Genomic DNA, 24,228 nt, shown 5'->3' with positions numbered 1-24,228 from the left:
AAGAACAAAATGGGTCTGTTGAGTCTTGCAATCTGGACGCCAATCGTCTTTGGTGTTCTGCTGCTGGCGGTCGGGCGGGATGAACACGCCCGTGCCGTCCGCTGGGTCGCGCTGATTGGCGCCATCATCGGCTTGTTGGTAACGCTGCCTCTGTACGATGGCTTCAAGCTGGGTACTGCGGCCATGCAGTTTGTCGAAAAGACCACCTGGATTGAGCGTTTCAATGTCCATTACCACCTGGGTGTGGATGGCATTTCCTTCTGGTTTGTGCCACTTACCGCGTTTATCACGGTCATCGTGGTGATCGCATCCTGGGAGTCGATCACCGAGCGCGTCAACCAGTACATGGGTGCCTTTCTGATCCTTTCGGGGTTGATGATCGGTGTGTTCTGCGCCCTTGACGGCCTGTTGTTCTACGTGTTCTTTGAGGCAACCCTGATTCCGATGTACCTGATCATCGGTATCTGGGGCGGGCCCAACAAGATCTACGCGGCGTTCAAGTTCTTCCTCTACACGCTGCTCGGCTCGCTGTTGATGTTGATTGCGCTCATCTTCCTGTACAACCAGTCGGGTGGCAGTTTCGACATCGCTGCATGGCACCAGTTGCCGCTCAGCGCCACCGCGCAGACGCTGCTTTTCTTTGCTTTCTTCGCCGCGTTTGCGGTCAAGGTACCCATGTGGCCGGTCCACACCTGGCTGCCCGACGTGCACGTGGAAGCCCCCACCGGTGGCTCCGCTGTTCTGGCGGCCATCATGTTGAAGCTGGGAGCCTACGGTTTTCTGCGTTTCTCCATGCCGATTGCGCCGGATGCGTCGCGCGAATGGGCTTGGCTCATGATTGCGCTGTCCCTGGTGGCCGTGATTTATGTGGGCCTGGTGGCACTGGTCCAGAAGGACATGAAAAAGCTGGTGGCTTACTCCTCCGTGGCGCACATGGGTTTTGTCACGCTCGGTTTCTTCATCTTCAATGATCTGGGTGTTTCGGGCGGTCTGGTGCAAATGATTGCGCATGGCTTTGTCTCCGGTGCCATGTTCCTTTCGATTGGCGTGCTGTACGACCGGGTGCATTCCCGCGAAATTTCTGCTTATGGTGGCGTCGTCAATACCATGCCGAACTTCACGGCATTTGCCTTGCTGTTTGCCATGGCCAATTGCGGACTGCCGGGAACCGCCGGATTCGTGGGCGAGTGGATGGTGATCCTGGGTGCGGTGAAAGCCAATTTCTGGATCGGTGGCGCAGCCGCCACGGCGTTGATCTTTGGCGCCGCTTATACGCTCTGGATGTTCAAGCGGGTCTATCTGGGCCCTGTTGCCAACGATCACGTCAAGGAGCTCTCCGATATCAACAGCCGTGAATTCCTCGTGATGTCGCTGCTGGCGATTGCCGTGCTGGCGATGGGCCTTTATCCACGCCCCTTCACCGACGTGATGGACACCTCTGTGGCGGAGTTGCTCAAGCATGTGGCCCTGTCCAAGCTGAACTGACCAGACTGAACTGAGAGATTCGAGATGATTGACAACATCAGCTGGCTTGCCGTTTACCCCGAGATCGTGCTGCTGGTCATGGCCTGCGTGATCATGCTGGTGGACCTGGGGGTCCGCAGCCCACGCCGTACCGGTACTTATGTCCTCACCATGCTCACGCTGGCCGTGGTTGCCGCCCTGCAGGGGCTGTATGCCAGCAGCGGAAACACGTTCTACGGTTTCGGCAACATGGTCGTCAGTGATGCCATGGGCAACTGGCTCAAATGTTTCGCCACCGTGGCCATGATGGTGACGCTGGTCTACGGGCGCCCTTACGCTGCCGATCGTGACATGTTGCGTGGTGGTGAATTTTTCACCCTGTCGATGCTGGCGTTGCTGGGCATGTCCATCATGATCTCCGGCAACAACTTTCTGGTGATCTACCTGGGCCTGGAGCTGCTGACCCTGTCCAGTTACACCCTGGTGGCATTGCGCCGGGACAACGCAACGGCCACTGAGGCCGCCATGAAGTATTTCGTGCTCGGTGCCATGGCCAGCGGTTTCCTGCTTTATGGTCTGTCGATGCTGTATGGCGCCACGGGATCGCTCGATATCGGGCAAGTGTTCAAGGCCGTCAATTCCGGCCAGATCCGGCACCAGGTGCTGGTGTTCGGACTGGTCTTCGTGGTCGCAGGCCTGGCTTTCAAGCTGGGTGTGGTGCCGTTCCACATGTGGATTCCCGATGTTTACCAGGGTGCGCCCACGGCCGTGACACTGATGATCGGTGGCGCGCCCAAGCTCGCCGCATTTGCGATCGCCATCCGGCTGCTGGTGGATGGGTTGCTGCCCCTGGCCATCGATTGGCAGCAGATGCTTGCGGTGCTGGCCATTGGCTCGCTGCTGGTGGGTAACCTGGCCGCCATTGCGCAGACCAATCTGAAGCGCATGCTGGCTTACTCCACCATTGCACAGATGGGCTTTGTCTTGCTGGGCCTGTTGTCGGGTGTGATCAACGGCAATGTGGATGCCGCCGCTGTGGAGAGTGCCTACAGTTCCGCCATGTTTTACGTGGTGAGCTATGTTCTGACCACCCTGGCTGCGTTTGGCGTGATCCTGTTGCTGGCCCGCGAAGGCTTTGAAAGCGAAGAGATTGCGGATCTGGCGGGCCTGAACCAGCGCAGTCCGCTGTATGCCGGCGTGATGGCCGTCTGCCTGTTCTCCATGGCGGGCATTCCGCCACTGGTGGGTTTTTACGCCAAGTTGTCGGTATTGCAGGCATTGGTGGCATCGGGGCAAGGGCTCTATATTGCGCTGGCCGTGTTTGCCGTCGTGATGTCCCTGATCGGTGCTTTCTACTATTTGCGCGTTGTCAAGGTGATGTATTTTGATGCGCCCCTGACGGCGACCAGCGTATCCGCACCCTTGGATGTTCGGGTTGTCTTGACTGTCAATGGCGCGCTGGTACTGGGACTGGGTTTGCTGCCTGGTGGCTTGATGGCCTTGTGTGCCGATGCCATCGTGCGGGCCCTGGCGACCTGAGTTCGAGCAGGGTATTTCCGTGTCGCAAACTGGCGCTATCTGGCTCATCATCGTTGCTGCATTCTTCGCGGCCAATCTTCCGTTTATCAACCACAGGCTGATGGTGATCGGTCCGTTGAAGCAGCCAAAGAAGTCTTTGCCGGTGCGGCTGGTGGAACTGGTGGCGCTGTATTTCCTGGTGGGAGGCATGGCCCTCTTGCTGGAGCGCCGTGCCGGACAGATTGCTCCGCAGGGGTGGGAGTTCTATGCCGTCACGGGCACCCTTTTCCTCACGCTGGCATTTCCCGGTTTTGTTTACCGCTATCTGCTGCGCCGCCACGGCTGATGCGGCGGTTGAGAGCTTGCTGGCATGAAGGTGCTTGACCTGCATTGTGGGCAGGGCCATGTCTTTGAGGGGTGGTTCTCGTCCGAGGATGAGTTTCAGCGGCAGTTGCGTGAGGCACTCGTGCAATGCCCGATGTGCTCGGACTCCCACATCGCCAAAAGGCTGAGCGCCCCCAGGCTGAATCTGGGCGCCCGGCAACCGACGGTCGAGCCTGTTGCACCGGTTGCGGACGCCTCTGCTGACCGCAACCCTGCTGAAGTATCTGGTGTGGATCTGCAGGCTGCCTGGTTGTCGCTGGCGCGCAAAGTCATGGCCCATACGGAAGACGTGGGCCCACAGTTTGCGCAAGAGGCCCGGCGCATCCACCGCGGCGAGGTCGAGGAGCGGGCCATACGAGGCCAGGCTTCACACCAAGAGACATTGCAGTTGCTCGATGAGGGCATTGCGGTGCTGCCGCTGCTGTTGCCTGAAGCGGCCAAGGAAACCTTGCAATAAGGCTCTGGTCCGGGTGAATCGACATGGCCGATGTCGATGCTGATCGATCACGCCGTGAATTGCATCGCTGCCAGGCGGGCATAGGCGCCGCCCTGGGTGAGCAGCGCGGCATGGGTTCCCTGTTCGACGATGCGGCCGTTTTCCAGCACCGCGATCCGGTCGGCGTTTTGCACCGTGGCCAGGCGGTGTGCAATGACCAGGGTGGTCCGCTGGCCGGTGTGCCGCTGCATCGCAGAGTCGAGGGCGGCCTGCACCATGCGCTCGCTTTCCGCATCCAGTGCGCTGGTGGCTTCGTCCAGCAGCAGCAAGGGGGGATTCTTCAGCAGCGCACGTGCAATCGAGATCCGTTGGCGTTGCCCGCCGGAAAGGCGAACGCCGCGCTCTCCGAGAAAGGTGGAATACCCCTCGGGTAGTGCTTCAATGAAGTCGTGGGCAAAAGCCGCCCGTGCCGCGGCGATCACCTCATCCGTTGAAGCATCGGGGCGACCGTACCGGATATTGTCAAAGGCAGACGCCGAGAAGATCACCGCGTCCTGGGGCACCGTGCCAATGTGGGCACGCAATTGCTGGAGTCCCAGTTGCCGGATGTCCACGCCATTGACCGCAATGCGCCCATGCGAAGCTTCGTCCGGGTGCTGGTCGATGTCGTAGAAGCGCTGGAGCAACTGAAACACCGTGGTTTTCCCGGCTCCGCTGGCGCCTACCAGGGCGACAGTCTCACCCGGTTCGAGGTGGAGTGTGAAGGCCTGCAGGGCCGGCTGATCGGGCCGGGAGGGGTAGTGGAAATTCACCGCTTCAAAATCCACGCTCAGCCCCCGGACTCCCGTTGGCAGCGGCCGGGGCAGCACGGGCTCCGTGACGGGGGATTTGCTGGCGATCAGTTCCATCAGGCGCTCCGTGGCTCCTGCGGCGCGCAGCAGGTCGCCGTAGACCTCTCCCAGTACCGCCACGGCACCCGCCAGCAAGATGACGTACACCACCGTCTGCCCCAGGTGGCCCGCTGTCATGTGCCCGTCCAGCACCGCCTGCGTACCCCGGTAGAAACCCCATAGCAGCAGGCCTGCGTTGGCAATGATGATGAATGCCACGAGGAAGGCGCGCGCACGCGTTCGGCGCACGGCAGCCTGAAAGGCGTTTTCGGTAGCGTCGGCGAAACGCAAGGATTCGCGCGCTTCGGCCGTATAGCTTTGCACCACTGGCACGGCGTTCAGCACCTCGGCCGCGATGGCGCTGGAGTCGGCCACGCGGTCCTGGCTGTCGCGCGAGAGGCGCCGCACGCGCCGTCCTATCCACATGCTGGGCAAGACCACCAGCACCAAGAGCAGAAGCACCACCGACATCACGTAGGGATTGGTCCACACCAGCATCACCAGTGCGCCCGCGCCCATGACGGCATTGCGCAGCCCCATCGAAAGTGACGAACCCACCACGGTCTGGACCAGGGTGGTGTCGGTCGTCAGCCGCGACAGCACCTCGCCAGTCTGCGTGGTTTCAAAGAATTGCGGGCTTTGCTCAAGCACATGGCTGTACACGGCATTGCGCAGATCCGCGGTCACCCGTTCGCCCAGCCAGCTCACCATGTAAAAGCGTGCGGCTGAAAAAATGCCCAGGGCAATGGCGACGGCAAACAGCGCCTGAAAATGCCCGCGCAGCGCCATCGTCTGGTTGCCGTGGTCCGATGCCAGCAGCCCACCATCGATCAGGTTGCGCAATGCCAGGGGAAAGGCCAGCGTGGCAACGGCTGCCAGCACCAGAAAGACCAGCGAAAGGCCAATGCGGGCGCGGTAGGGCCGTAGAAAAGGAAGCAGGCCCGACAGGGAGCGCGGAGCGCCTCGCGCATGCAGGGGGGAGGGTGTTGCCATCGGGCCAGTGTAGGCTGCGCCGAGGGGCGTTGCGCCCGGGGTATGCAGCCCTTTTTCTGGAGTGGGTGGAGCACGCCGTGCGCTGCGGGCCTCGCGAGGCAAGGGGCACGCAGGGCGTAGGCATTTATACATAGGCATTTGTCCCAGTATCTGCATCCCCACGTCGGGACTTACGATGCGATGCAACATAAGAACCCACGGAGACCTTGTGGCAAGGCTCTTTCCTCAGCATCCCCATGGAGCGATCAAGGCGCAATGAGCGACGTCATTCTTGAAACCCAAAGCCTGACCAAAGAGTTCAAGGGCTTCACCGCGGTCAGCAATGTGACCTTGTCGGTGCGCCGCGGCTCCATCCACGCCCTGATCGGGCCCAATGGTGCCGGCAAGACCACCTGCTTCAACTTGCTGACCAAATTTCTGGAGCCGACCTCGGGTCTGATCCGGTTCAACGGTCAGGACATCACCCGTGAAAAGCCCGCAGAGATCGCACGCCGTGGCGTGATCCGTTCGTTCCAGATCTCGGCGGTGTTCCCGCACCTGACGCTGCTGGAAAACGTGCGCATCGGGCTGCAGCGCAAGTTGGGCACGGCCTTTCACTTCTGGCGCAGCGAGCGCAGCCTGCGCCAGCTCGATGCCCGCGCCATGGAACTCCTTACCGAAGTGGGGCTGGAAGACCTGGCCGATGAGCTCACGGTGAATCTGCCCTATGGCCGCAAGCGCGCCCTGGAAATCGCCACCACGCTGGCCATGGAGCCCGAGCTCATGCTGCTCGACGAGCCCACGCAGGGCATGGGCCATGAGGATGTGGACCGTGTGACGCAGCTCATCAAGAAAGTGTCGGCTGGCCGGACCATCCTGATGGTGGAGCACAACATGAAGGTGGTGTCCACCATTGCCGACTGCATCACGGTGCTGCAGCGTGGCGCCGTGCTGGCCGAGGGGCCTTACGCCGAAGTATCGAACAACCCCCAAGTGATGGAAGCCTACATGGGCACGACCGACGGCCAACTGCAGGGAGCCCACTGAAATGGCGACCACTGCCTCCAATACCCCCGCGCTCGAAATCCGCAACCTCGAAGCCTGGTACGGCGAGTCGCATGTGCTGCACGGCGTGGACATCGTGGTGCAGCCCGGCGAAGTGGTGACCTTGCTCGGGCGCAATGGCGCCGGGCGCACCACCACCATGCGGGCCGTCATGGGCCTCACCGGGGCGCGCAAGGGCTCCGTGAAGATCAATGGTGTGGAGACCATCCACATGTCAACGCACCGCATCGCGCATCTGGGTGTGGGCTATTGCCCCGAAGAGCGGGGCATTTTCTCCAGCCTGTCGTGCGAAGAAAACCTGCTGCTGCCGCCCGTCCTCAAGACGGGGACGCCGGGCATGTCGATCGATGAAATTTACGCCATGTTTCCCAACCTGGCCGAACGCCGCAACAGCCAGGGCACCCGCCTGTCGGGCGGTGAGCAGCAGATGCTGGCGGTAGCACGCATTTTGCGCACCGGTGCCAAGCTGCTGCTGCTGGACGAAATCTCCGAAGGCCTGGCCCCCGTCATCGTGCAGGCGCTGGCCCGCATGATCATCACGCTGCGCGAGCGCGGCTACACCGTGGTCATGGTCGAGCAGAATTTCCGCTTTGCCGCGCCACTGGCCGACCGCTTCTATGTCATGGAGCACGGCCGCATCGTCGAGAAATTCGGTGCCAGCGAGCTGGAAGAAAAAATGCCGGTGCTCAACGACCTTCTCGGTGTCTGAGCGGCCAGGCCGCTACGTCCCGTTTTTCGCAATCCCTCTCACCACAACAGGAGACATCCATGAAAAGCAAACTCAAAGCATTGGCACTGATGCTGGGCGCAGCCGGCTTGGCCACTTCGGCCGTCCATGCGCAGGAGAAAGTCAAGATCGGTTTCATCACCGACATGTCCAGCCTGTATTCGGACGTGGAAGGCAAGGGCGGCGCAACCGCCATCCAGATGGCCATCGATGACTTCGGTGGCAAGGTGCTGGGGCAGCCCATCGAGCTGCTCACGGCCGACCACCAGAACAAGGCCGACATTGCCGCTTCGAAAGCCCGTGAATGGATTGACACGCAAGGTGTCACCATGGTCTTCGGCGGCACCAACTCCGGCACCGCCCTGGCGACTGCCAAGGTGGCGCAGGAGAAAAAGCGCGTCTACTTCAACAACGGCGCTGGCAGCTCTGCATTGACCAACGAGCAATGCACTCCCTACACCGTGCACTACGCCTACGACACCGTGGCTCTGGCCAAGGGCACAGGCGGTGCGGTGGTGGACAGCGGCGGCAAGAGCTGGTTCTTTCTGACGGCCGACTATGCGTTCGGCCATTCGCTGGAAAACGACACCACGGCCGTGGTCAAGGCCAAGGGCGGCACGGTCGCAGGTGCAGTGCGCCATCCCCTGAATGCCTCCGACTTCTCTTCGTTCCTGCTCCAGGCGCAAAACTCCAAGGCCCAGATCCTGGGGCTGGCCAACGCGGGTGGTGACACCATCAATTCCATCAAGGCCGCCAAGGAATTCGGTATCAACAAGAGCATGAAGACGGCCGGCCTGCTGGTTTTCCTGAGCGATATCCACAGCCTGGGTCTGAAGAACACCGAAGGCCTGCTGCACACCACGAGCTGGTACTGGGACAAGGACGACGAGTCGCGCAAGTTTGCTGACCGCTACTTTGCCAAGATGAAGCGCATGCCTACCGACGTTCAGGCTGCTGACTACTCTGCCACCACCACCTACCTGAAGGCGGTGGCAGCGGTCAAGAGCACGGACGCCGACAAGGTCATGGAATACATGAAGAAGACGCCCATCAACGACTTCTACGCCAAGGGCGGTGTGATTCGCCCTGACGGCCGCATGGTCCATGAGATGTACCTGGTGCAGGTGAAGGCCCTGGCCGACTCCAAGAAGCCCTGGGACTACCTGAACATCATCAAGAAAATCCCGGGTGACCAGGTGTTCACCACCAAGGCCGACAGCAAGTGCGCGCTCTGGAAATAACCCGCTAACCTGAACCTCTTCCCACCTGCCGCCTGCCATGGAAATTTTTGGTGTCTCATTGCCGGGCCTCTTGAGCCAGCTCCTTTTGGGGCTGGTCAATGGTTCGTTTTACGCAATCCTCAGCCTCGGGTTGGCCGTGATTTTCGGCCTGCTCAACGTCATCAACTTTGCGCACGGTGCGCTGTTCATGCTGGGGGCTGTGATTACCTGGATGGCCATGAACTACTTTGGCATCAACTACTGGTTGATGCTGGTGCTGGCGCCGCTGGTGGTGGGGGTGTTCGGGGTGGTGATCGAGCGGCTGCTGCTGCGCTGGATCTACAAGCTGGACCATCTGTATGGCCTGCTGCTCACACTGGGCCTGACGCTGCTGATCGAGGGTGTCTTTCGCTCGATCTATGGCGTCTCGGGCCTGGGTTACGACACGCCCGAGTTGCTCGAAGGCGCCACCAACCTGGGCTTCATGATCATGCCCAACTACCGTGCCTGGGTGGTGGTGGCATCGATTACGGTGTGCATTGCCACCTGGTACGTGATCGAGAAGACCAAGCTGGGCGCCTACCTGCGTGCGGGCACAGAAAACCCGCGCCTGGTGGAAGCGTTCGGCGTCAACGTGCCGCTGATGATCACGCTGACCTATGCGTTTGGTGCTGCACTGGCCGCCTTTGCCGGTGTGCTGGCCGCGCCGGTGTACCAGGTGTCGCCGCTAATGGGGCAGAACCTCATCATCGTGGTGTTTGCCGTGGTGGTGATCGGCGGCATGGGCTCCATCATGGGCTCCATCCTCACCGGTCTGGGCCTTGGCATCGTCGAAGGGTTCACCAAGGTGTTCTATCCCGAAGCCTCGTCAACCGTGGTGTTCGTCATCATGGTCATCGTTCTCCTGATTCGCCCCGCCGGCCTGTTCGGCAAAGAAAAATAAGGGGCTGCCCACATGAATTCCAAGAACCTTTCCGCTATCGGCTACGGCCTGTTGTTCATCGGCCTGCTGGTGGCCCCGTTGCTCGGCGCCTACCCGGTGTTCGTGATGAAGCTGATGTGCTTTGCACTGTTTGCCTCGGCCTTCAACCTGCTGCTCGGCTACACCGGCATGTTGTCCTTCGGCCATGCGGCCTTTTTGGGCGGCTCGGCCTATGTGGCGGGCCAGTCCATGAAGGTGTGGGGATTTACTCCCGAAGTCGGCCTGTTGCTGGGCACGGTCAGCGGTGCGCTGCTGGGCTTGGTCGTTGGCTTCTTCGCCATTCGCCGCGTAGGCATCTACTCCACGATGATTACGCTGGCGCTGGCGCAGATGCTGTTCTTCATCTGCCTGCAGATGCCCTTCACCGGTGGTGAGGACGGTCTGCAAGGCGTGCCGCGCGGCAAGCTGTTTGGCCTGATCGACCTGCAAAATGACATGACCATGTATTACGTGGTGCTGGTGGTTGTGGTGGCTGCGTTCTTGCTGATCGTGCGCACCGTGCACTCGCCCTACGGCCAGGTGCTCAAGGCCATCAAGGAAAACGAGCCACGCGCCATTTCGCTGGGCTACGACACCAACCGCTTCAAGCTGCTGGCGTTTGTGCTTTCTGCTGCGCTGTCGGGGCTGGCCGGCTCGCTCAAAACCCTGGTGCTTGGCTTTGCCACACTGAGCGATGTGCACTGGACGGCATCGGGCCACGTGGTGCTCATGACGCTCGTGGGCGGTTTGGGCACCCTGTCGGGGCCGCTGGTGGGCTCGGCCGTGGTGGTGTTGCTGGAGAACAAGCTCGGCGAGATCGGCCAATTCCTGGCCACGCTGACCAGCGTCGAGTGGTTCAACACGCTGGGTGAGTCGGTCACCATGGTGACGGGCCTGATTTTTGTGATCTGCGTGCTGGCATTCCGCCGCGGCATCATGGGCGAGATCATTGCCTGGCTGGTTCGTCGCAAGGAAGGCAGCAAGGGCTGAGTTTCGCTGAGTCGCCTTTTTTGGCCGGTTTGATAGAAGCTGCTGCGCCTCACAAGCGCAGCGGCTTTTTGTATCCCGTCATCTCCAGATAGCCCCGGCCGATCACCGCGCCCGCCCCATTGCGCAACTCTGACAGGCCTTCCCAGTAAATCGCCCCGGTGGAGCCGCTGCTGTCGAGCTCCTGGTTGTCCACCAAGGCTTGCACGCCAAACTGGCCGGCGGGGGTTTCCACCCGCCATTGCACCGGGTAGCGGGCGCCGCTCGAGGGGCTGGTCCAGTGGCGTTGCGCGACAAACGCCACGGTGTTGTCGGCAAACACCTGGGTTGGCCGCCCGGCCGGGCGAAACGAGCCGCCAGCCCACAGCGCAGAGCCGTCGGCACGCCGCAGCCGAAACGCGGTGAGCGCGCTGCCATCGTGCAGGTTCATGCCGATCCAGTCCCAGCCCACGGCCTCGGGGTGCATCAGCGCATCGCTCCATTCATGGTCCAGCCAGGCGCGGTTGGCAAATGGGTTGCTGTTGGTGGTGTCGCCTTCAATGCCCATGCGCCGTCCATTCAGCACGATGGCGCCGCTCACCGCCAGTTGCGGCTGGCTGTAGTAGTAGCTGGCCTGGCTGGTTTCGGGGCCTTTGCGCGACAGGCCCTGGCGGCCCTGCAGCAGCGGTGGCTGTGCGGTATCGCATTGCAGGTCCAGCCCGAAACCTTCGCCCTCGACCCGCGCCGTGTACCGGCTGCCGGCAGAGGAGTTATTGGAGGGCAGTGCGGCTCGGGCAAGTGACCAGTCGCGCAACCGGACGGCCGTGTCGGCCTCGCTGGCCTGCGCCACGCCAAAGCCAGCGCGGGCGATACGCTGGTCGTGGTGCAGGCGCTGGCCTTTCACGTCGGTCAGGGCCGCGTGGGCAAACAGCAGCTGCTTGGCGGCAAAGGCCGACTGCAGGCCTTGCGTGGTGTCCACGCGCGAGCGAAAGAACGTCACCTGAAACCCCCACAACCGGCCTGCCGCCTGCGCATGGCCCGTGAGGTACCACCATTCGGTGTGCAGATCGGGGTGGCTGCCATGGTCGCGCGGAAAGTTGAGCGCCCGGGCTGGCAGCGCATGCGCAATCGCTGGACCCGCTCCCAAGGTCAGCGCAAGCCATTGGCGGCGGGTGCACAGTGATGGAGGCGATGGGAAGGACATGGCAGGTGCGGTGGGCGCGTCAGGGTTGCCGGGCATCCAGGCGCTGGCCGGTGGCGGTGCAATAGCCCCCAGAGCGGGTCAACCCGATGGTGTCGAACGTGTGGGACTGCGCAGGCATGGTGTCGATTGTGGCCCAATGGCTGCGCCGCCGATGCACCGGGCTGACGGGGGGGCGCCTGGCTGGCGCTACCAGTCTTCCTTTACCGCCAGCACCGCATCCTGTCCCGCTGCCGCCCGGCCCGCCAGCCAGGCGGTGAGGGTGCCCGAAGCCACCACGGCGGCGCACAGTGCCAGCAGGCGGGCAGCGGGCACGCGCAGCTCCATGGTCCAGTGAAAGCTTTGCGGGTTGACCACATGCACCAGCACCAACGCCACGGCCAGGCCCAGCAGCACGCCCACGGCCGCGCCCACGCCGGTCCATGCCGCGCCTTCACCGGCCACCACGGCCAGGATCTGCCGGCGGGTGAGGCCCAGGTGGGCCAGCAGGCCGAACTCTTTGCGCCGCGCCAGCACCTGCGCGCTGAAGCTGGCCGCCACGCCAAACAGGCCGATGCCAATGGCCACGGCCTGCAGCCAGTAGGTGACGGCGAAGCTGCGGTCGAAGATGCGCAACGAGCGCTCGCGGATGTCGCCGGACGAGACGAACTCCAGCCCTGCTGCGCCCGCACCCATTTCTGCCTCTGTTGCAGCACCAGGCGCGGCCAGCGCACGAATCGCCTGCTGCAACTGCGCCAGGTCAGTGCCATCGCGCGGCCACAGCGCCAGGTCGCTGGCACGCGCATCGCCCGTCAGGCGCAGGTAGTCGGTGCGGTCCATGGCCACGGCGCCCGACTGGCGAACATAGTCGCGCCATACGCCTGCTATGAAAAATATAGCTGCTTGCGATTGTCCTTCTTGCGCCAGAGGGCTGAAAGACCTTGAAAGTGCAGGCCACTCCATGCCGGGCTTCAGGCCATACAGGTCTACCACCGCTTCGCTGATGTAGACGCCCGTGCGGCCTGCGGGCACCGGCAGCGCCGCGCCCACCAGGGGTAGCCAGCGGGCCGGGTCGCCGGCCAGCGGGCGGCTCAGCAGCGTGAGGGCGGGGCGCTTGGCGTCCAGCTGCAGCGGGCTGGCGCGCAGGGGCTGCACGCGGGCCACACCGGGCAGCTGCGCCACGGCCTCGTCGAACCCGGGGGGCAACAAGGCTGCCTCGCCCCCCGCCGCGCTCAGGGCCGAGCGCACATACAGCGGGGACGGCAGCACCGCATCGAGCCACTCGGTGACCGAACCGCGAAAGCTGGCCACCATCACCGTCAGTGCCACGGCCAGGCTCAGGCTGGCCACCACGCCGCCCACGGCGATGGCAGCCGTGCCCCGCATGCGGCGCGCGCGCTCCAGGGGCAGCACCAGCATCAGACGGCCGGCCACCAGCGGGCGCAGGCGCTGCAGCAGCCAGGCCATGCCCCACGGCAGCAAGGCAATGCCGCCCACCAGCAGCAGACCAATGGCGAAGTAAGCGGCCAGTGCAATGCCAAAAATGGGTGGAGCGCTTGCCAGTAAAGCGCCACCAGCTATCAAAATAATACCGACCGTGGCACCAGAGCCCCGACCGGCTGCGGCGCCCAGGCCCTTGAGCGTTTGCGCGGGCGGCAAATGGCGGGCCGACTGGGCGGGCCACCAGCCGCCCACCAGCGCGGCGGCCACGCCCAGCGTGCCATAGAGCAGCGCTGCCGGGGTACTCCATTGCAGCGATGGCTGCACGCCGGCAAAGTAGCCACCCCCCAGGTCGCCCCCCAGCAGTTGCAGCGCGGTGGCCGCCAGTGCCGTGCCCAGCGCAATGCCGGCGACACTGCCCACCAGCCCCAGCAGGGCCGACTCGGCCAGCACCAGCGCCAGACGCTGGCGTGGCGTGGCGCCCAGCACCGCCAGCAACGCAAACTGGGGCGCGCGCTGCGCCACGCTGAGGGCCAGCACCGAAAACACCAGAAACGCCCCCGTGAACAGGGCCACCAGCGCCAGCACGGTGAGGTTGACGCGGTAGGCGCGCGACAGGTTGCCAATGCGCTGCACTGCATCGCCAGGCTCGGCCAGCATGGTGTTGGCCGGCCAGCCGGGCATTGACCGCAGCGCCTGCTGGAACGCGGCGCGGTCGGTGCCCGGTTGCAGTTGCAGGTCGATGCGGGTCAGGCGCCCTGCCTGGCCCCACAGGTCTTGCGCGGCGCCGATGTCCATCACGGCCAGCGGCGCACCGCCCGCAGCCACGGTGCCGGCCACGCGCACCGTGTACGACGTTGAAGTTGGCAGGCCCGTGTGCAGCCGCAGCGTTGCCGCGCCACTGCCGTTCGTCGCCAAGCCCAGCGCCTGCAAGGCCGCCGCGTTGAGAAACACCGTGGCCGGCGCCAGCATGGCCAGCCGTTCGCTGCCTGCGAAGGCGCGCGGCATGAGCGCCGGCGCCACGGCAGGCAGCAGCAGCGCATCCGCGCCCACCACCCGCAGCACCACGCGCGCCGGGGCGGGTGAGGTGCCCTGCGGTGTCGCTTCCGATGGGTTCGCCTGGGCCAGCGTGGAAAGCTCCAGCCATGGGCTGGCGCGCAGCACCTGCGGGTGGTTGGCCAGCTGCCCATACAGTGCTTCGGGCAGCGGGCCCTGCATGGCACGCAGCTCCAGATCGGGCTGGCCGTTCACCGCGCGCACGGCCTGCGAGAACTCGTCCAGGGCCGAGCTGTTGATCACATGCACGGCAAACGCCAGCGCAACGCCCAGCATCACGGCAGCCACCGCTGCGGCGCTGCGCCAGGGGTGGTGGCGCAGCTCCTGCCAGGAGAAGGTGCGAAGCAGAGCAAGCATGACCCGATTGTGACGGCGCAGCGTCGGCAAGGCAGGCTGTTGATGCAGATCAAACCCTGCCGGTCTGGCTCTTGAAATAAGGCAAGGCAGCGCGTATTTTGGGAACGGGGCCAGCGCTTCCTTGCCGGCCCGGTTGTCCAACCCTCACGTTCAGGAGCTTCACCATGAATTCTCTGGTTACCCGTGGCAGTTTGTTCGATGACTTCTTCAAGGACATCGCCCCCGGCTTTTATGTGCGCCCACTGCATGGCGAAGGCGTGCCATCGCCCACGCAGATCAAGGTGGACGTGAAGGAAACCGATGGCGGCTACACCGTGCAGGCCGAGGTGCCGGGCGTGCCCAAGGAAGACATTCAGGTCTCGATCGACGGCAATGTGGTCAGCCTGCGCGCCGAGGTGCGCCAGCATGACCAGAAGACCGAGGGCGAGAAGGTGCTGCGCTCCGAGCGCTATTTCGGCTCGGTGGCGCGCAGCTTTCAGTTGCCTGTGGATGTGGATGCCGCCCAGGCCAAGGCCAAATACGACAACGGCGTGCTGACGCTCACGCTGCCCAAGAAGCAGGGCGGCAGCGCGCAGCGGCTTTCGATCGAATAAGCGCTGGGCGGCGGCTGGCGGGCTGCTCAGCCGGCGATGCCGTCGGCGGTGAGGCGCAGCCGCCGGTCGGCGCGCGCGGCGGCGGTGTCCGAGTGCGTGACCAGCACCAACGAGGCGCCATGCTCGCGCGTCTGAGCGAGCAGCAGGTCCATCACGCGCGCGGCGGTGGTGGGGTCGAGGTTGCCCGTGGGCTCGTCGGCCAGCAGCAGGGCGGGGCGGTGCACCAGCGCGCGGGCAATGGCCACGCGCTGCAGTTGGCCACCGCTCAGTTGCTGCGGCAGGCGTTCGCCCAGGCCGGCCAGGCCCACGGCCGCCAGCATGTGCTGCACCCGATCGGGCTCGGTGCGGCCCAGCAGCATCAGCGGCAAGGCCACGTTCTGCGCCACATCGAGATGCGGCAGCACATGAAAGGCTTGGAACACAAACCCCACATGGGCGCGCCGCCAGAGGGCGCGTTGCGTTTCATCCAGCGGCGCCAGGTCGGTGCCGCCGTGCTTGATGCGCCCCGCGTCCCACCGGTCTAGCCCCGCCAGGCAGTTGAGCAGGGTGGATTTGCCCACGCCCGAATCGCCCACGATGGCCACAAACTCGCCCGACTGCACGGTGAACTGCACGTTGGCAAACACCGGCGTGCCGCCGTAATGCTTGGCCAGGGCCTCGACGTGTAGAACGCTGCTCATGGTGCGGCGTGCTCCGTGCGCTCCAGGCGCTGCAGCATGGCCTGCACCAGGCGGCCGGTGGCATCGGGCTGGTCGCAGGCAATGGCGTGGCGCTGTGGCATGCTGCGCAGCCAGGTGATCTGGCGTTTGGCCAACTGGCGGGTGGCGGCAATGCCACGCTCGCGCAGGCCGGCCAGGTCGAGCGGCGATGCGGGGCCGGCAGCGGCCTGGGCGTCCAGTGCCTCCCAGGCCTGGCGGTAGCCCACGCAACGCATGGAGGGCAGGTCGGGGTGCAGGTCGCCGCGGGCGCGCAACTGGCGCACTTCGTCTACAAAGCCTTCCGCCAGCATGGCGTCAAAGCGCAGGGCGATGCGCTCGTGCAGCCAGGCGCGGTGGTCGGGTTCAAGGGAAAAAATGGCCGTAGCGCTTATGGGGTCTGCGCTAGTAGCTCTCTTTTTTGTAGTGTGAAAGTGCGAGATGGGCTGACCGGAGACATGCCACACCTCCAGCGCGCGCTGGATGCGCTGGCTGTCGGCGGGCGCCAGGCGGGCGGCTGTAGCGGGGTCCACGCGGGCCAGTTCGGCGTGCAGGGCAGGCCAGCCTTGTTCCGCGGCCTGGGCCTCCAGCCGCGCGCGCACGGCAGGGTCGGCGGGGGGCATGTCGTCAATGCCATCGAACAAGGCCTTGAAATACAGCATGGTGCCGCCCACCAGCAGGGGCAGGGCGCCGCGCGCGCGGATCTCGCCGATGAGCCGCTGGGCGTCCTGCACGAACTCGGCCGCGCTATAGGCCTGCAACGGGTCGCGGATGTCGATCAGGTGGTGGGGCACGGCGGCCAGCTCGGCGCGCGTGGGCTTGGCGGTGCCAATGTCCATGCCCCGGTAGACCAGGGCCGAATCTACGCTGATGATCTCGACCGGCAGGCGCGGCGCCAGCACGGCGGCCAATGCCAGGGCGCCGGCCGTCTTGCCCGAGGCCGTGGGCCCCGCGATGGCGATGGTGGGCAGCGGTGTGTTCATGCCTTGGCCGGCTCCCCGAATTGCTGCACCAGCGTCCAGGCGGCGAGCGCGAGGCACAGGCTCCAGAACCACACGCCCAGGGCAAGCGGCAGCACCGTGCCGTCCATGCGCTGGCCCAGCCAGTGGCCCATGCCAAACGCCACCAGCATCATGACAAAGCCGTTCAGCGCGGCGGCTGTGCCGGCGGCTTTTGGAAAGGGGCCCACGGCGCCGCTCTGGCTGCAGGGCATGTGGATGCCATGCGCGATCTGGTACAGCAGAAAGGGCAGGGCATAGGCCCAGCCGCTTTGCACGCCTGCCAGGGCAGCCACGCCCATCAGCGTGCCGCCCGTGGCGCTCAGCAGTCCGGCCAGCGCCATGCTGCGGCGCAGCCCCCAGCGCACCAGCAGGCGTCGGCAAAGCACCGTGCCGGTGATGTACATCGCCGCGTTGCACGACAGCAGCAGGCCATAGGCCGTGGGGCTCCAGCCCAGCACCTGGATGAAGGTGAACGACGAGGCTGCCAGGTAGGTGAACAGGCCTGCATAGGTGAACGTGGTGGTGGCCGAAAAAGCCAGAAACGTGGGGTGGCGCAGGATCTGCACCCAGGTGCGCAGCAAGTGTGTGGGGTGCAGCGCCAGCGGGTTGGGGCGGGCCAGGGTTTCTTCAAAACGCAGCAGGATCAGCAGCAGCGCCAAGCCGCCAAAACAGCCCAGCGCTGCCATCGTGGCGCGCCAGCCTAGGTGGCCCGCCAGCAGACCGCCCAGCGGCGGGCTCAGGCAGGCAATGATGCCCAGGCCCGTGAGGGCGCGCGACATGGCGTGCGCCCCTTCCACCGGGGCATACAGGTCGCGCACCACGGCGCGCGCGCCCATCACGCCGGCGCCCATGGCGGCGCCCTGCACGGTGCGCCAGAAGATCAGCGCTTCCATCGATTGCGCCAGCGCGCAGCCCAGCGCGGCCAGCACGTAGGCCACCAGCCCTATCAGCAGGATGGGGCGGCGCCCCCAGCGGTCCGACAGCGGCCCCCACACCAGTTGCGAGCAGCCAAACGCCAGCAGCAACGCCGTGAGTGTGAGCTGCGATTGCGCCATGCTGGCCTGCAGTTGCGCCTTGATGGTTGGCAGCGCGGGCAGATACAGGTCGGTGGTGACCGGCTGCAGGCCCAGCAGCAGCGCCAGCACAAGTACGGCCAGGCCGGGGTGGATGGGGGCAGCCGTTGGCGCTGCGGTGTTGGAGGTGGCAGACATGGGCATCAGGAGCAAGCGCCGCGAACGCTGCGCTGGTCGGTCACGCCCTCCAGCACCTTGAGAAATCCATACTGGAGCAGGCGCAACATGCCCTGCGCAGTGGCGGCCTCGAATAACTGGTCCACGGGGGCGCGTGTCTGGATGAGCTTTTTGATCTCGGGCGATGCAGCCATCAGCTCGTAAATGCCTACGCGGCCCTTGTAGCCGGTGTGGTCGCAATGGCTGCACCCCTGCGCCTTGTACAACACCCAGTCCGACTGGCCCGAGGGCACGAAGCGTTGTTGCCAGTCGCCGAGCACCCGCTCGGGATCGAGTCGGGTTCCTGAGGCATAGTCGCGGGCCAGCTGCTTCAACTCCTCGCATGTGGGGGTGTAGGGCTGTTTGCAGGCAGGGCACAGGCGGCGTGCCAGGCGCTGGCTCAGCACGCCCACCAGGGCGTCGGCAAAATTGAAAGGATCGAGCCCCATGTCCAGCATGCGGATCACGCTTTCCGGGGCGCTGTTGGTGTGCAGGGTGGACATCACCATGTGGCCGGTGAGCGATGCTTCAATGGCGATATGCGCGGTTTCGCTGTCGCGCATTTCGCCCACCATTATCACATCCGGATCAGCCCGCAGAAAGGCCCGCATGGCGGCCGCAAAGGTGAGCCCGATGCGCGGGTGCATCTGGATCTGGCGCAGTCCCTGGTGCGTGATTTCAATGGGGTCCTCGGCTGTCCAGATCTTGGTGTCCGGGTGGTTCACCTCGGCCATGAGCGAGTGCAGGGTGGTGGTCTTGCCCGAGCCCGTGGGGCCGCACACCAAAATGAGCCCGTAGCTGCGATGCACCATCTTTTGCAGCTGCTCGACCAGCTGTCCATCCATGCCCAGCTTGTCCAGAGCAATGGGCTTGGACGATGCCAGCAGGCGCATCACGATGTCTTCCAGCCCGTTGGTGGTGGGCAGCACGGCCACCCGCAATTCCAGCTTGCTGTGGCCGAAGCGCGAAAAGTCGATCTTTCCGTCCTGCGGCAGGCGGTGCTCGGAAATATCGAGGTTGGCCATGATCTTGATGCGCGACAGCAAGGCAGCACGCAGCACGAACGGTATGCGCATGTACTCCATCAGATCACCGTCCACGCGCAAACGGATCAGCGTAGGCTGTTCTTCGGGGTAGGCTTCGATGTGGATGTCGGAGGCCCCGCGCGCCTGCGCGTCCAAGATGGTCTTGTTGACCAGGCGGACCACGAGACTGTCGTTGTCTGACACCTGCCTTTGCAGATCCCCACGGCCGGGGGCCGTGTCATTGGCACTGAGCCGCTGGGAAAGTTGTCGCAACTCTTCTTCGATGGACAGATCGGGGCCGTCCATGTCGACCTTCGAATACTCGAACGTGATGCGCTTGGACAGCTCCTCAGGGTTCGCAATGACCGGGACCACCTGCTTTTGTGCCGAAAAGCGCAGTTCGTCGAGGTAGTCTGCGTCCACCGGGCTCTCCACGGCCACCACGAGGCTCTTGTCACTCACCAGGAGGGGGAGCACCTGGTGCTCTACCGCGTATTCCTTGGGCACCAGGCGCAGAACCTCAGGCGGGATCACAAACCCGTCGAGCGCCACCTGGGGAATGCTGAACTGTTCGGCCACCGCATCGGTCAGCTGGGCTCGGCTCAACACTCCCATCTCGACCAGAATGTTGCCCAGCAGGTGCCGCTTGTTCCGCTTCATTAGTCCCAGGGCTTCGCGCATTTGGTTGTCGTTCACCATGCCCTGGTTGATCAGGAGATCGCCCAGCCGCATCGGCACGAAGCTGCCGATTTTCGCGACCTGTTCGGTGAGCTGCTGCGGATCCCGGATGGGGCCTGCTGCCGCCGCTGTGCCCGGTTGTGCTTCGTTGCGCCGTCGCTCCTGTTCGGTCAGCGCCTGTTGCACCGTGGCCGCACTGACCAATTGGGAGCGGATCAGGTGCTGGCCCAGCAGACCGCCTACCTGGTAGCTCTGCAGTGCCGTGGCGGGGATGAAGATCCGTACGCAATGGCCGGAGTCTGTGATCAGAAAGAAGAAAAGGCCGTGACGGGTCTTCACAAAGCCCTTGGTGTCGCCGCGCAAGTGCTCTCCATCCGCAAAATGAACGGTGAAGGGGCGCGATGCCGTGTTGACCTCGTGGCCACCAGCCGTCCGGTAGCTTGCAGTGAGCTCCTCGTCGGCCGTCAGCGCAATTGGGGGCATCAGCTGGATGCTCTTGATGGTGGAAAAGTGCAGATCAAGAGTGCCTTGCCCATTGTTGAGGGCCAGGGTGGCGCGTTGCGCATCCGGCTCGAACCGCTCCAGCACACCATGCCGCGTTTCACCATGGGTGGTGAAAAGAATGGCCTCGGCCTGCGTGATCGCGTCTGCGGGCCGGCCGTCGCGGAAAAACGGCGGAAACGGCCAGTGCTGCATGCGCGATGGGTAACTCATGAGAGGCGGGATGCCGATTGCATGGGAGACGATGTGTCGATGGAAAGATCCCCGGCATCTGCGGTGCTGATGCCCGCCGAGAGGCGCACGCGCAGCGCAAGATCGGTGCGCGAATCGGCATTGTGCAGCGCCTCCTCCAGCGAAATCCGTCCGTCCGTGTAGAGCGCGTACAACGCCTGGTCGAAGGTGCACATGCCGATTTCGGTGCTGCGCCCCATGGTCTCCTTGATGCCCGAGAACTCTCCCTTGGCGATCAAATCGGCGATGTAGGGCGAGTTGAGCATCACTTCGACCGCCGGCACCAGCTTTTCGTGCAGGCCCGGAATCAGCCGCTGCGACACCACGCCCGCCAGGTTCAGGCTCAGGTCGATGAGCAGCTGGTGGTGGGCGTCTTCGGGGAAGAAATTGATGACCCGTTCCATCGCCTGGTTGGCGTTGTTGGCGTGCAGCGTGGACAGGCACAGGTGGCCGGTTTCCGCATAGGCAATGGCCTGTTTCATGGTGTTGCGGTCGCGGATTTCGCCGATCATGATCACATCGGGTGCTTCGCGTAGCGCGTTCTTGAGAGCCTCTTCGTATGACAGGGTGTCGATGCCAACTTCGCGCTGGTCCACCACCGAACGCTTGTGGGCATGCAGAAACTCCAGCGGGTCCTCGATGGTGAGAATGTGCCCCGTCACGTTTTCATTGCGGTAGTTGATCATCGAGGCCAGCGTGGTGGACTTGCCCGAGCCCGTGGCCCCGGTTACCAGCACCAGCCCGCGCTTGCGCAGCACGAGTTTTTCAAGGATCGGCGGCAGGCCCAGCGCGGCCAGCGGCGGAATCTTGTTCTTGATGTAGCGAATCACCATGCCGGTCTCGCCACGCTGTACAAACACATTCACCCGAAAGCGCCCCAGGTTTTCGGCCGAGATGGAGAGGTTCATCTCCATCCTGGCCTCGAACTCGCTGATCTGCTTTTCGTTCATGACCGAATAGGCCAGCTGCTTGACCTGCCCGGGGTGCAGCGCAGGCATTTTCAGCGGATGCGTGACGCCCTCAATCTTGAGGTTGACGGGCGCACCCACGCTGAAGAACAGGTCGGAACCGCCCTTTTCGACCATGGCGTTCAGAAAGCTGAATATTTCCACTGTGAGTCCCGTGATTCGTGGCAATTTGTATCGAATGGGAGCATAGCCTGCCATCACCCCCGAGCAATAAAAAAGGGGCCGAAGCCCCTTGGGTTGGGTGCGCGAATGCGCGTGGGTGGCTTACACCACGCCCTGTGCCAGCATGGCGTCGGCCACCTTCACAAAACCGGCGATGTTGGCACCGTCGATGTAGCTGATCGATCCATCGGCGCGCTGGCCGTATTTCAGGCAGGCGGCATGGATGCCCTGCATGATCTGCAGAAGGCGCGCGTCCACTTCTTCGGCGGGCCAGCTCAGGCGGGCCGCGTTCTGGCTCATTTCCAGGCCCGAGGTGGCCACGCCACCGGCATTCGAGGCCTTGCCGGGTGCGTACAGCACGCCAGCGGCTTCAAACGCCTTGGCGGCTTCGATGGTGGAAGGCATGTTGGCGCCTTCGGCCACGCACAGCACGCCGTTCTTGATCAGGGTGGCGGCATCGGCAGCGTTGAGCTCGTTTTGCGTGGCGCAGGGCAGGGCCACGTCCACGGGGATATGCCATGGCGTCTTGCCGGCCTGGAACTCTGCGCCCACCAGCTGGGCGTAGTCGTTGACGCGGCCGTATTTGTGGTTCTTCACTTCCATCAGGATGGCCAGCTTTTCGGCCGTGAAGCCGTCCTTGTCGTACACCGTGCCGCTCGAGTCGGACACCGACACCACCTTGGCCCCCAGGGCCATGGCCTTTTCCACGGCGTACTGCGCCACGTTGCCCGATCCGGACACCGACACTGTTTTGCCGTCAAACGACTGGCCACGGGTCTTGAGCATCTCTTGCGCAAAGTAAACGGTGCCGTAGCCGGTGGCCTCGGGGCGGATCAGCGAGCCGCCAAACGACAGGCCCTTGCCCGTGAACACGCAGTCGGCACGGTTGCTGAGCTTCTTGTACATGCCGGCCATGTAGCCCACCTCGCGGCCTCCCACGCCAATGTCACCGGCCGGCACATCGGTGTCGGCGCCGACATGGCGGAACAGTTCCGACACAAAGGCCTGGCAAAAACGCATCACTTCGCCGGGGCTCTTGCCCTTGGGGTCGAAATCGGAGCCGCCCTTGCCGCCGCCCATGGGCAGCGTGGTCAGCGCGTTCTTGAAGGTCTGTTCGAACCCCAGGAACTTGAGCACCGACAGGTTCACCGAGGGGTGAAAACGCAGGCCGCCCTTGTAGGGACCAATGGCCATGCTGTGCTGGATGCGGTAGCCGCGGTTGACCTGCACGCTGCCATGGTCGTCCACCCACGACACGCGGAACATCACCACCCGCTCGGGTTCCACCAGCCGCTCCAGCAGGCCGTGCTCGGCGTAGCGGGGGTGTTTTTCGATGAAGGGCCACAGGCTTTCCATGACTTCGGTGACAGCCTGCAGAAATTCAGGTTGGCCAGGGTTGCGCTGTGCGACCTGCGCGAGGAAGCTGTCTACGGAGTCGTACTTCATGAAAAAGGGCTTTCTGTGCAAAAAAACGAAGAATGCGGCGTTGCAGCATCGAATTATGTCAAAAAGACATGCGCTCATGCATGGCAGCGCACGGTGTTGGGGCATTGCTTGCGTGTGTTGCCAGTTTTTGGTGCGTTCTGATGGTCGATTTTGGTGCGTGTACGTCAGGCGTTTGTCTCCATGCCGTACCACAGCGGTCCGCTTCAACAACCTACGAGAGGGCTGGACGACATGCATCAACAACAAGCCGCAAATGCCGCCGTTCTGCTGCCGCCAGTGGCCGCCGCGCTGGTGGCGTGCAGCGGCAGCGGTGAGTCGAATGACCCCACGCTCAGCGGCGACGGGCCGTTGGTGATCGGCCACCCACCACGTCAATCTGGGCCTGAAGCTGGAAGACAGGCGGCTGACCATCCTGGTCAGGTAGGGCATCACCACGAAGACGTCACCGGTCTTATGACTTGGCCGTGGCGGGCGATGCACGCACCTTTGCCAGCCTGCTCACCCCCGCGGGGCTGAAGGAAGTGAAGACCTATGCCGACGGCGTAGGCCCATGGAAGCCACATCTCATCCCTTCCAGGCAGGTGGACGCCAACCACGATGGCAAGCCGGAAGACCTCAATGGTGACGGCAAGATCGACGAACGCGACCGCGTGATGATGGCGCCCACAGAGGTGGTGAAGAACGCCCACGCCGCCGGCCTGTTCGTGCATGCCTACACCTTCCGCAGCGAGGCCAAGCGCCTGGCATCGGATTTCAAGGGTGACCCCAAGGCCGAATACCAGCTGTTCTACCAGCTGGGCGTGGATGGCGTATTTAGCGACTTTGCGGACCACGCCGTCGCGGCACGCAACCGTTGATCAGGTCGTTGTCCGATTGTCCGCAGGGCTGAGCGCAGCCGTGCGCCGCTGGATTGCTATGAAAATAAAAGCATTCAGTGCTTATGAATAAAGCGCCTGCTGCGGTTTGTTCACAAAAATAACGTCCACCTGACTCGCCGCAGGTGCCCGTCAGCATCGGGGCGGTTGTGACATGGTCGCCCGCTTGCCGATGGCATGCGGGCGAT

Annotated in this window: 19 protein-coding genes and 1 pseudogene; 11 read left to right on the top strand and 9 right to left on the bottom strand. The window is 63.8% G+C overall.

Annotated features, from left to right (window positions below):
- The first annotated feature begins 9 nt into the window (after nucleotides 1–9).
- From AC1RDS_RS02380 to AC1RDS_RS02365, 4 genes are read left to right on the top strand one after another with little or no spacing between them, the layout of a single operon-like run.
- Nucleotides 10–1,485, top strand: coding sequence for an NADH-quinone oxidoreductase subunit M (locus AC1RDS_RS02380; RefSeq protein ID WP_092697090.1), 1,476 nt, complete (start codon nucleotides 10–12; stop codon nucleotides 1,483–1,485).
- Between the two features lie 24 nt (nucleotides 1,486–1,509).
- Nucleotides 1,510–3,003, top strand: coding sequence for an NADH-quinone oxidoreductase subunit NuoN (nuoN, locus tag AC1RDS_RS02375; protein WP_092697089.1), 1,494 nt, complete (start codon nucleotides 1,510–1,512; stop codon nucleotides 3,001–3,003).
- A gap of 19 nt (nucleotides 3,004–3,022) precedes the next feature.
- Entirely contained in the window at nucleotides 3,023–3,328 is a 306-nt protein-coding gene (locus AC1RDS_RS02370; protein ID WP_092697088.1) for a DUF2818 family protein, read from the top strand.
- 24 nt (nucleotides 3,329–3,352) lie between these two features.
- Nucleotides 3,353–3,823: a DUF1178 family protein gene (locus AC1RDS_RS02365; protein ID WP_348683636.1), complete on the top strand. Its 471-nt coding sequence runs from the start codon at nucleotides 3,353–3,355 to the stop codon at nucleotides 3,821–3,823.
- Nucleotides 3,824–3,870: 47 nt separating this feature from the next.
- On the opposite strand, the gene AC1RDS_RS02360 is transcribed toward AC1RDS_RS02365, so the two are convergent.
- On the bottom strand, nucleotides 3,871–5,685 hold the full coding sequence (locus AC1RDS_RS02360) for an ABC transporter transmembrane domain-containing protein (RefSeq protein WP_348683634.1): 1,815 nt from the start codon (nucleotides 5,683–5,685) through the stop codon (nucleotides 3,871–3,873).
- Nucleotides 5,686–5,940: 255 nt separating this feature from the next.
- Between AC1RDS_RS02360 and AC1RDS_RS02355 the strand changes: the two genes are divergently transcribed.
- Genes AC1RDS_RS02355 through AC1RDS_RS02335 form a run of 5 tightly spaced genes read left to right on the top strand, consistent with a single transcriptional unit; the run spans nucleotide 5,941 to nucleotide 10,627 of the window.
- Nucleotides 5,941–6,711: an ABC transporter ATP-binding protein gene (locus AC1RDS_RS02355; protein ID WP_024814489.1), complete on the top strand. Its 771-nt coding sequence runs from the start codon at nucleotides 5,941–5,943 to the stop codon at nucleotides 6,709–6,711.
- Between the two features lies 1 nt (nucleotide 6,712).
- The gene (locus AC1RDS_RS02350) at nucleotides 6,713–7,438 is read left to right on the top strand and encodes an ABC transporter ATP-binding protein (protein WP_092697085.1); all 726 of its coding nucleotides are present in this window, start codon (nucleotides 6,713–6,715) and stop codon (nucleotides 7,436–7,438) included.
- Nucleotides 7,439–7,497: 59 nt separating this feature from the next.
- Nucleotides 7,498–8,697 (top strand): ABC transporter substrate-binding protein, encoded by a 1,200-nt coding sequence (locus AC1RDS_RS02345; RefSeq protein ID WP_092697084.1) that lies wholly within the window; start codon nucleotides 7,498–7,500, stop codon nucleotides 8,695–8,697.
- A gap of 37 nt (nucleotides 8,698–8,734) precedes the next feature.
- On the top strand, nucleotides 8,735–9,619 hold the full coding sequence (locus AC1RDS_RS02340; RefSeq protein ID WP_092697083.1) for a branched-chain amino acid ABC transporter permease: 885 nt from the start codon (nucleotides 8,735–8,737) through the stop codon (nucleotides 9,617–9,619).
- 12 nt (nucleotides 9,620–9,631) lie between these two features.
- Nucleotides 9,632–10,627, top strand: coding sequence for a branched-chain amino acid ABC transporter permease (locus tag AC1RDS_RS02335; protein ID WP_094098377.1), 996 nt, complete (start codon nucleotides 9,632–9,634; stop codon nucleotides 10,625–10,627).
- A 49-nt stretch (nucleotides 10,628–10,676) separates the two neighbouring features.
- On the opposite strand, the gene AC1RDS_RS02330 is transcribed toward AC1RDS_RS02335, so the two are convergent.
- Together AC1RDS_RS02330 and AC1RDS_RS02325 are read right to left on the bottom strand one after the other, a co-directional pair.
- On the bottom strand, nucleotides 10,677–11,807 hold the full coding sequence (locus tag AC1RDS_RS02330) for a lipocalin-like domain-containing protein (protein ID WP_094099186.1): 1,131 nt from the start codon (nucleotides 11,805–11,807) through the stop codon (nucleotides 10,677–10,679).
- Between the two features lie 186 nt (nucleotides 11,808–11,993).
- The gene (locus AC1RDS_RS02325) at nucleotides 11,994–14,636 is read right to left on the bottom strand and encodes an ABC transporter permease (RefSeq protein ID WP_094098376.1); all 2,643 of its coding nucleotides are present in this window, start codon (nucleotides 14,634–14,636) and stop codon (nucleotides 11,994–11,996) included.
- A 164-nt stretch (nucleotides 14,637–14,800) separates the two neighbouring features.
- Here AC1RDS_RS02325 and AC1RDS_RS02320 point away from each other — a divergent pair, with 164 nt between their 5' ends.
- Nucleotides 14,801–15,229, top strand: a complete 429-nt coding sequence (locus AC1RDS_RS02320; protein ID WP_086912959.1) for an Hsp20/alpha crystallin family protein — start codon at nucleotides 14,801–14,803, stop codon at nucleotides 15,227–15,229.
- Between the two features lie 26 nt (nucleotides 15,230–15,255).
- Here the strand turns inward: AC1RDS_RS02320 and AC1RDS_RS02315 are convergent, their stop codons facing one another.
- The 6 genes from AC1RDS_RS02315 to gdhA all read right to left on the bottom strand — a co-directional run bounded on the left by AC1RDS_RS02315 (nucleotide 15,256) and on the right by gdhA (nucleotide 23,165).
- Entirely contained in the window at nucleotides 15,256–15,909 is a 654-nt protein-coding gene (locus AC1RDS_RS02315; RefSeq protein WP_094098375.1) for an ABC transporter ATP-binding protein, read from the bottom strand.
- Nucleotides 15,906–16,907, bottom strand: coding sequence for a tRNA (adenosine(37)-N6)-dimethylallyltransferase MiaA (gene miaA, locus AC1RDS_RS02310; RefSeq protein WP_492226660.1), 1,002 nt, complete (start codon nucleotides 16,905–16,907; stop codon nucleotides 15,906–15,908). Before miaA ends, AC1RDS_RS02315 begins: the two co-directional genes overlap by 4 nt.
- Nucleotides 16,904–18,136 (bottom strand): multidrug effflux MFS transporter, encoded by a 1,233-nt coding sequence (locus tag AC1RDS_RS02305; protein ID WP_492226659.1) that lies wholly within the window; start codon nucleotides 18,134–18,136, stop codon nucleotides 16,904–16,906. Before AC1RDS_RS02305 ends, miaA begins: the two co-directional genes overlap by 4 nt.
- A gap of 5 nt (nucleotides 18,137–18,141) precedes the next feature.
- Nucleotides 18,142–20,571 (bottom strand): GspE/PulE family protein, encoded by a 2,430-nt coding sequence (locus AC1RDS_RS02300; protein WP_492226658.1) that lies wholly within the window; start codon nucleotides 20,569–20,571, stop codon nucleotides 18,142–18,144.
- A complete protein-coding gene (locus AC1RDS_RS02295; protein WP_492226657.1) occupies nucleotides 20,568–21,701 on the bottom strand; it encodes a PilT/PilU family type 4a pilus ATPase in 1,134 nt (377 codons plus the stop codon). The genes AC1RDS_RS02300 and AC1RDS_RS02295 overlap by 4 nt, the downstream gene beginning before the upstream one ends.
- Nucleotides 21,702–21,821: 120 nt before the next feature.
- Nucleotides 21,822–23,165, bottom strand: a complete 1,344-nt coding sequence (gene gdhA, locus AC1RDS_RS02290; RefSeq protein ID WP_492226656.1) for an NADP-specific glutamate dehydrogenase — start codon at nucleotides 23,163–23,165, stop codon at nucleotides 21,822–21,824.
- Nucleotides 23,166–23,611: 446 nt separating this feature from the next.
- Here gdhA and AC1RDS_RS02285 point away from each other — a divergent pair.
- A pseudogene (locus AC1RDS_RS02285) lies at nucleotides 23,612–24,022 on the top strand (glycerophosphodiester phosphodiesterase family protein); the annotation flags it as partial.
- Nucleotides 24,023–24,228: the final 206 nt, after the last annotated feature.

The sequence above is a fragment of the Acidovorax sp. GW823-FHT02H02 genome, assembly GCF_058797075.1.
Note: the sequence above shows the minus strand (reverse complement) of the source record. Positions and strands in the feature narration are given on the sequence as shown.

Coding starts and splice junctions, on each gene's coding strand:
- AC1RDS_RS02360 (WP_348683634.1), bottom strand. CDS start 5,685: ATGGCAACACCCTCCCCCCTGCATGCGCGAGGCGCTCCGCGCTCCCTG.
- miaA (WP_492226660.1), bottom strand. CDS start 16,907: ATGAACACACCGCTGCCCACCATCGCCATCGCGGGGCCCACGGCCTCG.
- nuoN (WP_092697089.1), top strand. CDS start 1,510: ATGATTGACAACATCAGCTGGCTTGCCGTTTACCCCGAGATCGTGCTG.
- AC1RDS_RS02340 (WP_092697083.1), top strand. CDS start 8,735: ATGGAAATTTTTGGTGTCTCATTGCCGGGCCTCTTGAGCCAGCTCCTT.
- AC1RDS_RS02380 (WP_092697090.1), top strand. CDS start 10: ATGGGTCTGTTGAGTCTTGCAATCTGGACGCCAATCGTCTTTGGTGTT.
- AC1RDS_RS02325 (WP_094098376.1), bottom strand. CDS start 14,636: ATGCTTGCTCTGCTTCGCACCTTCTCCTGGCAGGAGCTGCGCCACCAC.
- AC1RDS_RS02350 (WP_092697085.1), top strand. CDS start 6,713: ATGGCGACCACTGCCTCCAATACCCCCGCGCTCGAAATCCGCAACCTC.
- AC1RDS_RS02345 (WP_092697084.1), top strand. CDS start 7,498: ATGAAAAGCAAACTCAAAGCATTGGCACTGATGCTGGGCGCAGCCGGC.
- AC1RDS_RS02305 (WP_492226659.1), bottom strand. CDS start 18,136: ATGTCTGCCACCTCCAACACCGCAGCGCCAACGGCTGCCCCCATCCAC.
- gdhA (WP_492226656.1), bottom strand. CDS start 23,165: ATGAAGTACGACTCCGTAGACAGCTTCCTCGCGCAGGTCGCACAGCGC.
- AC1RDS_RS02315 (WP_094098375.1), bottom strand. CDS start 15,909: ATGAGCAGCGTTCTACACGTCGAGGCCCTGGCCAAGCATTACGGCGGC.
- AC1RDS_RS02355 (WP_024814489.1), top strand. CDS start 5,941: ATGAGCGACGTCATTCTTGAAACCCAAAGCCTGACCAAAGAGTTCAAG.
- AC1RDS_RS02335 (WP_094098377.1), top strand. CDS start 9,632: ATGAATTCCAAGAACCTTTCCGCTATCGGCTACGGCCTGTTGTTCATC.
- AC1RDS_RS02330 (WP_094099186.1), bottom strand. CDS start 11,807: ATGTCCTTCCCATCGCCTCCATCACTGTGCACCCGCCGCCAATGGCTT.
- AC1RDS_RS02300 (WP_492226658.1), bottom strand. CDS start 20,571: ATGAGTTACCCATCGCGCATGCAGCACTGGCCGTTTCCGCCGTTTTTC.
- AC1RDS_RS02365 (WP_348683636.1), top strand. CDS start 3,353: ATGAAGGTGCTTGACCTGCATTGTGGGCAGGGCCATGTCTTTGAGGGG.
- AC1RDS_RS02320 (WP_086912959.1), top strand. CDS start 14,801: ATGAATTCTCTGGTTACCCGTGGCAGTTTGTTCGATGACTTCTTCAAG.